This is a genomic window from Nocardiopsis halophila DSM 44494 (assembly GCF_000341245.1).
Lineage (GTDB): Bacteria > Actinomycetota > Actinomycetes > Streptosporangiales > Streptosporangiaceae > Nocardiopsis_A > Nocardiopsis_A halophila.
This window is the reverse complement of the sequence record NZ_ANAD01000050.1, coordinates 1-8,415: the sequence shown is the minus strand read 5'-3', so window position 1 is coordinate 8,415 and position 8,415 is coordinate 1. Positions and strand designations below refer to the sequence as shown.

Annotated in this window: 9 protein-coding genes; 5 read left to right on the top strand and 4 right to left on the bottom strand. The window is 74.0% G+C overall.

Features of this window, described 5'->3' with window-relative positions; all coding sequences use genetic code 11:
- On the top strand, positions 1–1,211 hold a 1,211-nt coding region (locus D450_RS0106130; protein WP_026128408.1), incomplete at its 5' end, for an AMP-binding protein.
- Positions 1,212–1,294: 83 nt separating this feature from the next.
- Here the strand turns inward: D450_RS0106130 and D450_RS29585 are convergent.
- Entirely contained in the window at positions 1,295–1,561 is a 267-nt protein-coding gene (locus D450_RS29585; RefSeq protein ID WP_017537795.1) for a hypothetical protein, read from the bottom strand.
- Between the two features lie 100 nt (positions 1,562–1,661).
- On the opposite strand from D450_RS29585, the gene D450_RS0106120 reads away from it, so the two are divergent.
- Positions 1,662–2,438 (top strand): helix-turn-helix domain-containing protein, encoded by a 777-nt coding sequence (locus tag D450_RS0106120; RefSeq protein ID WP_017537794.1) that lies wholly within the window; start codon positions 1,662–1,664, stop codon positions 2,436–2,438.
- Positions 2,425–2,610, top strand: a complete 186-nt coding sequence (locus tag D450_RS35555; RefSeq protein ID WP_083932555.1) for a DUF397 domain-containing protein — start codon at positions 2,425–2,427, stop codon at positions 2,608–2,610. The genes D450_RS0106120 and D450_RS35555 overlap by 14 nt, the downstream gene beginning before the upstream one ends.
- A 78-nt stretch (positions 2,611–2,688) precedes the next feature.
- Here D450_RS35555 and D450_RS0106115 read toward each other — a convergent pair whose 3' ends face one another.
- Together D450_RS0106115 and D450_RS0106110 are read right to left on the bottom strand one after the other, a co-directional pair.
- Positions 2,689–3,336 (bottom strand): LuxR C-terminal-related transcriptional regulator, encoded by a 648-nt coding sequence (locus D450_RS0106115; RefSeq protein WP_017537793.1) that lies wholly within the window; start codon positions 3,334–3,336, stop codon positions 2,689–2,691.
- Positions 3,288–4,559, bottom strand: a complete 1,272-nt coding sequence (locus D450_RS0106110; protein WP_017537792.1) for a sensor histidine kinase — start codon at positions 4,557–4,559, stop codon at positions 3,288–3,290. Before D450_RS0106110 ends, D450_RS0106115 begins: the two co-directional genes overlap by 49 nt.
- Positions 4,560–4,827: 268 nt before the next feature.
- Here D450_RS0106110 and D450_RS0106105 point away from each other — a divergent pair, with 268 nt between their 5' ends.
- Positions 4,828–5,616 (top strand): SDR family oxidoreductase, encoded by a 789-nt coding sequence (locus D450_RS0106105; RefSeq protein ID WP_017537791.1) that lies wholly within the window; start codon positions 4,828–4,830, stop codon positions 5,614–5,616.
- Positions 5,617–6,046: 430 nt separating this feature from the next.
- Positions 6,047–7,003 (top strand): endonuclease/exonuclease/phosphatase family protein, encoded by a 957-nt coding sequence (locus D450_RS0106100; RefSeq protein WP_241483077.1) that lies wholly within the window; start codon positions 6,047–6,049, stop codon positions 7,001–7,003.
- 88 nt (positions 7,004–7,091) lie between these two features.
- Here D450_RS0106100 and D450_RS0106095 read toward each other — a convergent pair whose 3' ends face one another.
- Positions 7,092–8,084, bottom strand: coding sequence for a hypothetical protein (locus D450_RS0106095; protein WP_017537789.1), 993 nt, complete (start codon positions 8,082–8,084; stop codon positions 7,092–7,094).
- Positions 8,085–8,415 lie beyond the last annotated feature (331 nt).

Below are 8,415 nucleotides of genomic sequence, written 5' to 3'. Positions count from 1 at the left end.
CCGCCTGCATGCTGGCGCGGGTGCGGCTGGGGGTGCTGGAGCCGCGGGCCGACGTGCAGGCCGAGCTGCGGGCGTTCAAGCCGACGGTGCTGGTGACCGGCCCGCGGCTGCTGGAGGGCGTCTACAACGCCGAGTCGAACAAGGCGCGCCAGACCGGCTGGGACAACCACAACGCCTTCGGCGCCGCCACTGAGCTGGCCGTGGACTTCGACAAGGCCGGGCGCAAGGGCGCCTGGCGGCGGGTGTCCAAGGCGATGTACGAGTGGATGTACACCCGGGTGCGCGAGGCGCTGGGCGGCCGGGTGCGCCTGGTGGTGTGCGCGGGCGAGCCGCTGGGCGCGCGCATGGACCACTTCTTCAACGGCGCCGGGGTGCCGCTGATGCAGGTCGCGGGCACGGCCGAGGCGGGCGGCGCGTTCTGCGCCAACGGGCCCCAGGACCGGCGCGCGGGCACCCAGGGGCGGGCCCTGGAGGGCGCCGAGGTGCGCCCGGGGCCCGGCGGCGAGCTGTTCGTGCGCGGGCCGGGCGTCTTCCCCGGGTACTGGAACGACCCGGACGCGAGCCGGGAGGCGCTGCGCGACGGGTGGCTGGCCACCGGGGTGACCGGGGACGTCGACGACGAGGGGTATGTGACCGTGCGGGGGCGGCTGCGCGTGCAGGCGTGCGCGGCACCGGCGCGGCCGCGCGCCGCCGAGGCGGCGCCGGGCGCGGCCCCCGCGGCGACAGCGGCGGCGGAACCGGGGGCCGCCGTGCAGGGGGGCGCGGTCGCCGAGCGCCCGGCCGAGCCCGCCCCGGCCACCCCCGAGGAGCTGGTGGCCGACCTGGAGCGGCGGCTGCGCGAGCACTCGCTGGTGCGGCAGGCGATGGTGATCGGGCGCGGGCGGCCCTACTGCACGGCGCTGGTCACGCTCGCCTCGGACCAGCTGGAGTACTGGCGGCTGGTGAACAACCGCCCGCTGAACACCTCGCCGGAGGAGATCGCCTCCGACCCCGACCTGCTGCGCGAGATCGGCGCGGCGGTGGGGGAGGCCAACCGCTCGGTGCCCCCGCAGCTGGCGGTGCGCGCCTTCCACGTGCTGGCCGAGGAGTTCACGGTGCAGAGCGGCCTGGTGCTGCCCAGCGGAGAGCTGCGCCGCGACGCGGTGCTGCGCGCCTTCGCCGAGGAGATCGAGGGCCTGTACCGCGCGCCCGAGCCCGGCAGGCAGGGCTGAGGGGGCGCCCGCGCCCGAGCGCCATGGGCGGGCCGGGCTGCCCTCACGCCGCGGTTCGTGGCGCAGACCGGTCATGCCGCGGGTCATTCGGGCGGTGACCATACCCCCGGGGCGTCCTCGCTCCAGCCGAGGGCCTTGAGGAGGGGGTGTCCGTTCCCGTACCTGGGGCCGGGGTTCTCCAGCTTGGCGATGAAGCGTTCGAGGTCGCTCTCGATGACGGTCGGCTCGCGGTCGGTGTCCTTGTCCGCCGCCGTGGCGATCCACAGGGTCCCCAGGGTCCCGGTGGTGCGGATGTGCCAGCGGCACCCGTAGTGGGCCTTCAGGAGGTTCAATACGATCTTCGCGTCCATGGGCTCACGGTCCATCGGTCAGCCGCTGTCCGACAGTCCACGTCAGAGGCTGTCCACAGGCGTCCATCGGCGTCCCTGGGTGTCCGACCGCTGTGCCAGCATGGTCCACGTGAGCTTTGCGAGCGACCTCAAGGCACTCCGAGAGGCGCGGGGCGCCTCCCGTGAAGCACTGGCCCGTACGGCCTCGCTCAGTACGAGCATGGTGGCCAAAGCTGAACGGGGCACCCGCGCCTTGAAACGGCCGGCGGTCGAGGCCATGGACCGGTTCCTCGAAGGGGGCGGACGGCTTCTGGCCGCGTGGGAGTCGGAGGGCAAGGCGGCTGCGCTCCCGTCCTGGGCGGCTCGGGCGGTGGAGTCGGAAGCCCGCGCCGCCGCCATTTCAGCGTTCTCTGGGCTCGTCGTCCCAGGGCTCCTGCAGACGGCGGCCTATGCGAGGGAACTGCTGCGGGCAGGGAACCCGGACATGTCGGCGGAACGGATCGAGGCCGTCGCACTGTCCCGGACGTCGCGCCTGGACAAGCTGCGGGGACGGGAGCTCCAGTTCGTGATCTTCGAGCCTGCGCTGGAGAATACGGTCGGCGACGCGGCCATCATGCGGGACCAATTGGACCACCTGTCCGGTGCCGATGATGTGCGCATCCTGGTCCTTCCCCAGAGGGTCGGGATCGCCGTCTGGGCCACAGGCGGATTCCGGTTGCTAGAGTTCGCCGACCGCCCGGCCCTGGCGCACACCGAGGACGCCGTCTCCAGCCGAGTGGTCACGGAGCCGGACGAAGTCCGGCGGATCTCCCGGCTGCTGAACACCGCGTTGGCATGGTCCCTCAACCCCTCGGACTCGCGGGCCCTGATAGAGAGGAAGCGCAGTGCTTACACATGAATTCACGAAGTCCAGCCGCAGTCAGGTTCGGGGAGAATGCGTGGCTGCGAGAGTGGAGCCGAGCGGGGAGGTCGAGGTAAAGGACACGGCGAATCCGGCCCTGACACTCGGTGTTCCGGCTGGCGAGTGGGTGGCGCTCCTCAAGGCCCAGGGGCAGGCCTTTTCGGCATAGCCGAGGACCGCATGCCGGGTAGAGGCGTGTCCCCTGGTTCCGGCCCGGGACACGTCCCCCGCCCCCTCAGTCCGCCCCTCAGTTGTTGTTCAGCCAGGCCAGGACCGCGCGTACGCGGCGGCTGTCGTCGCCGGACGGCGGCAGGTCCAGCTTGGTGAAGATGTTGTTGATGTGCTTGCTGACCGCCTTCTCGGTGATGAAGAGCCGCCCGGCGATCGCTGAGTTCGAGCGCCCCTCGGCCATCTCGGCCAGCACCTCCTGCTCGCGCGGGGTCAGCGACGCCAGCGGCCCCTCGTCGCCGTGCTTGGCCAGCAGCTGGGAGATGACCGCCGGGTCCATCGCGGTACCGCCCTCGGCCACCCGGCGCACGGCGTCGAGGAACTGCCCCACGTCGAAGACCCGGTCCTTGAGCAGGTAGCCCACCGCCCCGCGGTCGTCGGAGAGCAGTTCGCGCGCGTACAGCGGCTCCACGTGCTGGGACAGCACCAGGATGGGCAGCCCCGGCACGTGCCCGCGCGCCTCGATCGCCGCCTGCAGGCCCTCGTCGGTGAAGGTCGGCGGCAGGCGGACGTCCACCACCGCCACGTCCGGGCGGTGCTCCACCAGGGCGTCCCGCAGCTGGGGCCCGCTCTCCACGGCGGCCACGACGGTGAACTCGTGGGCCTCGAGCAGGCGGATCAGCCCGTCGCGGAGGAGGGCCAGGTCTTCGGCGATGACAACGCGCACGGCAGCTCCATGGTCACGATGGTCGGCCCGCCGGCCGGGCTGACGATGTTCATCGTCCCATCGAACGAATCCAGTCGGCGCCGGATCCCCCGCAGCCCCGAGCCCCCGGACTCCTCGACGCCCCCGCGCCCGTCGTCGCCGACCAGGATCGCCATGCGGCCGTGCACGTGGTTGATGCGCACCCAGGCCCGGGAGGCGCCGGAGTGCTTGGCGGCGTTGGTCAGCACCTCGGCCACGGCGAAGTAGGCGGCCGACTCCACCGGGGCGGGGGCCCGCCCGGGAAGGTCGATGGCGACCTCGATGGGCAGCTGCTGGGACACCGCCAGCGCGCGCACCGCCCCGTCCAGCCCGCGCTCGACCAGCACCGGCGGGTGGATCCCGCGTACCAGGTCGCGCAGCTCGTCCAGGGCCTGGCGGGTGGCCTCGCGGGCCTCGGCCAGCAGCCGCCGGGCGGTCTCGGGGTCCTGGGCCATCAGCTCCTCGGCCATGCCCAGGCTCATGCCCAGCGCCACCAGACGCGCCTGGGCGCCGTCGTGCAGGTCGCGCTCGATCCGGCGCACCTCCGAGGCCTGGGCGTCGATGGTGTCGGCGCGGGAGGTGGCCAGGTGCTGCACCCGGGCGTGCAGGCGGGCCTTCTCGGTCGGGGCCAGCAGCCACCGGCTCAGCCGGGCGTACAGCCGGAGCAGCCCGGGGGAGGCGGTCCAGAACAGCGCCAGTTCCAGCACGGCGGGGACGAGCGCCACGAAGGCCTCGGTCTGGCCCTGCACGGGCAGGCCGTACAGGTCCGGAACGGCCCGCCACAGCACCGTGGCGTAGAGGATCTGGTAGACGGCGTGGCCGATGAGCAGCGCGGGCATGCCGGCGAGCAGTGCCCCCACGGTGCCGTTGAGCAGCAGCCAGGCCATGTCCCGCCAGGTCCCGGGGTCGGCGAACACGGCGCGGATGCGGTCGGGCAGGGTGCCCTGCGGCAGCGGGCTGTAGGGGGAGGGGACGGGGCCCTCGTCGAGGAACATGCCCAGCACCCGGCGGTTGGTGTCGGCCAGGCTGCGGATGAGCGGGGTGACCATGACCGCCATGGGCAGGCCGATCCAGATCGCCGACAGCCCCAGGGACACGGTGAACACCACCAGCAGGACCGTCCCGCTGACCGCGAGCGCCACCAGCAGCAACGACCAGGCCAGCAGGAGCAGGCGTCCGGTGGCAGGGCGGTCGGGTCGGATCATCGGCGGTTCCCTCGGCTGTGTCGGGTGCAGGCGGCCGCGGTGGCGCTGTGCGGCGCCCCTTCCATTGTGGCGGGGGGCGCGGCGGCGCGCAGTGGTGCGGGGTCCCCTGTCCGTCCTCGTCCGGGCCGGTGCGTCCGGCCCGCGCCGGGGCCTGCCCGGGCGTCCCCGCAGGCCCCGGCGGCGGGCGGGGGAGGGGCGTGGGAGGATTCCCGGGCGGTGCGGCCCCCGGCAGGGCCGCGGATGCGGAGCGGAAGGAGAGCGGACGGCGATGGGCGCAGCGGCACCGGCGGCACCGGAGCGGGGCGAGGGCGAAGGGCGTGTGGCGGTCGTCACCGGCGCCGGGAGCGGGATCGGGCGCGCGGTGGCGCTGGAGCTGCTCGGGCGCGGCTACGAGGTGGCCCTGGCGGGGCGGCGCCGGGACCGCCTTGAGGAGACCGCGCGCATGTCCGCGGCGCCCGACAGGGGCGTGGCGGTCCCCGCCGACGTGGCCGACCCCGACGCGGTGCGGGCGCTGTTCGACGCCGTGGACGAGCGCTGGGGGCGCGTGGACGTGCTCTTCAACAACGCCGGGGCGATGCCGTCGCCGACCCCGGTGGACGAGGTCGGCGACGAGGAGTGGCGGCGGGTGGTCGACGTCAACCTGACGGGCGCCTTCTGGTGCGCGCGGGAGGCCTTCGCGCGGATGCGCCGCCAGGAGCCCCGGGGCGGGCGCATCATCAACAACGGGTCGGTCTCGGCGCAGGTGCCGCGGCCGATGTCCGTGGGCTACACCGCCACCAAGCACGCCGTGACCGGGCTGACCAAGTCGCTGGCGCTGGAGGGGCGGCCGCTGGGGATCGCCTGCGGGCAGATCGACATCGGCAACGCGGCGACCGAGCTGACCGAGGGCATCGCGGCGGGCACGCTCCAGGCCGACGGGGGCCGCGCCCCGGAGCCGGTGTTCGACGCGGCGTACGTGGCCCGCGCGGTGGCTGACATGGCAGCCCTGCCATTGGAAGCCAACGTGCAGTGGATGACGCTGATGGCCACCGGCATGCCCTACATCGGCCGGGGGTAGAGGCGCTCGCCGCAGGCGCCGCCGGGCGCCCATGGCCGCGCCCGGCGGCGTTCCAGGACCTCCTCAACGGTCTTGGGTCCCGCGATGCAGGGGAGGGCGGGTGCGGTATCGGTTGCGTGTCCCAGAGCGCTAGGGAGAAGCGAAGCGACGCCGCCTTAGAATCTACGTCGTAAAGCCCGTAGTTGTGAGGGGACCCGACCCCTTCAACCATCATTGAGGAGCGGCTACGCCGCACTCATCCCCTAAGAGCGCGAGCGAGAGGTCCGAATGCCTGTCTCCGGCCCCCTCCTGCGAGCCCTGACCGGTCGCGGCCGTGGATCGCCTTCAGCCTCGTCGGCCGGCCGTCGAACGCGACGGGTGCGGCCCGGCTCTCACTCTGAGGACCTCCGTTCTCATGCGGCTCTTATGAGGGGGACCCAGGATGAGGGGCATGAGCGAGACGACACGTCCGAGACCGCACCGCCAACGCCTCCGGGCCGGTGATGCGTTCTTAGTCGGTACAGGGGCACTGGCGGCGCTCCTCCTGGCCGGGCACCGCCTCGTCCCCGGGGACCTCGGCGTGTTCCTCGACTCCGGTCTGCCCTGGGTCGGGCTGCTGATCCTCCCCGCCGCCGCCGGGGCCCTCCTGCTCCGCTCCCGCGCGGGCCTCGCGGCGGTCGGGGTCGCCTCGCTGGTGTGGGCGTTCCTGTTCCTCCCCGCCTACGTCCCCGGACTGGGCGCAGGAAACGGATCGGACACGGGCGCCGGACGGCTGACCGTGGCCACCCTCAACATCGACGCCGAGAACCCTGACCCGTGCGGGGCCCTGCGTGAGGCCTCCGGCTGGGGAGCCGACGTCGTGGCGGTCGAAGAGATCACCGGACCCGCCGAATGCGCCTCCAGCGCACTGGGCGAGAACGGGACATGGATCCGCCAGGGCACCGTGGGCCTGTGGAGCCGCCACCCGGTCGGCGGGCCCGCGCCGCTCGACATCTTCCGGGGGCTCCGGGCGACCGTACACGCCCCCGGCGGCGACGTCGTGGTGCTGGTCGGGCATGTGGCCTCCCTGCGCCCCAGAGCCGTCGGCGAGCGCAACGACTCCCTGGAGGCCCTGGCCGCCGATGCCGAAGCGGAGGGGGAGGGGCCGGTGGTGGTCGCGGGGGACATGAACACCGCTGCCACGGACCGCGCCATGGACGTCTTCGACGGTTTCGGCGAGGCCCAGCGCGCCGCCGGGTGGGGACCGGGCTTCACCTGGTCCTCGTCCGCGTCGATGGTCCGTCTGGACCATGTGTTCTACCGGGGCATGGAGGCCCGTTCCGCCGGGGTCCGCGAGGTCCCCGGCAGCGACCACCGCGGGGTGGTGGCCGAACTGGCCTACGGACGCCCGGCCGGCCCGGCGGGGTGACCGCCATCGGGGCCGGCGGCGCCTACGGTCACCTGGATGCCGAGGCGCCGGCAGCTCCAGGGTGCGCGGCACGGTTCCTCAGGCGCCTCTACGGCCACCGCACGTCCGTCGCGTACGGCAGGTCGCCGATACGGGTGTCCGGGTGGGAGTTCAGCTCCTCACGGAGCTGCGTCCACGCCGCCTTGGCGGTGTTGTCGGTCCTCTCGCACCCCCCGCGCTGCTTGCAGGCGATGCGCTGCGACATGGACCCGGCGAAGCGCACCGGCCCTCCGCCGTGGTCCGCGCCCCAGGCGCTGACCGCCGCCCACTGGCGGGCCTGGATCCCGTCGGTCCGGTAGATCTGCGGGACCGCCCGGATCCGGTTCGAAGCCCCGGCCGACACGTAGTGCACGTCCGACAGGCTCCAGCCGTTGTTGCACGAGGTGGAGGAGGAGCCGTACTGCGGGCACCCGCCTGCGGAGTTGGCGGCGTACAGGCGGGTGGACGATCCCGAGGTGTAGGCGTCGACCCACGCCCTCGCCCAGGACGCCGACGACCACTCGGGCTCGGCGTCCACGGCTCCTGCCACCGACACCCGCCCGCCGGACACGCGCGCGGCGGCCCGGTCGACCAGGTCGGCCCACGCGGATCCGGCGCGCGAGCCCGACACCTTCCCGTCGGACTTGTTGTTGACGCCCAGGGCGAGCACGGCCTCGGCGCTTCCGGAGGCGCACTCCTCGAAGCCGTCGGCCCAGGCGGCCGCCGCCTGCACCGCCCGGTCGGCGGGCACGCGCGGGGTGCCGCTCCCGGCGCTGGTGCCGGGTTGACGCAGTTCCCCGCCGGCCTCCTGAGTGCCGAAGAACAGCACGCGCGGGCCGCTGCGGCCCACCTCGCCCTCCGAGCACCCGGCCGAGCGCGCCGCGCTGATGTCGGAGGCCGCGCCGCTCAGCGGCACGTACCGGCTGACGGTGTAGCCGGGGTAGGCCTGGGCGGCGGCGGGGACGGGGAAGAGTGCGAGGGCCAGCGCAGCGCCCGCCAGGGTCGCGCCTGCGCGGCGGGCGGGGCCGGATTGGGCGCAGTGGGTGCGTCGGGCCGGTGGCATGGCGGGGTTCCTCCTCTGGCGCGGCTTGTGGGCGGCTCCATTGAGCCGCAAGAGGCGGGCGACGCGTGTGACGATCCGGAGTCGGGTGATTCGCGGATGTACGCGGACGGAGAGGCGGAAACCAGGAGCAGGCGGTGGTGGCCCCGCGCCGATCCGCCACGGGCGCCTCCGCACACGCGCCCCTTGGCCCCGTCGACCGCCCCTTCTGCTTCTGTGCCGTTCGGCCTTCCGGCCGGTGGCCGCCTCCGGCCCGGGTGGTCTGTGTGGGGCCCGGGTTCGGGTGCGGCGGTCGTGTCCGCCGGCGCGGTGGAACTCTGCGGGCCCCGGCCGT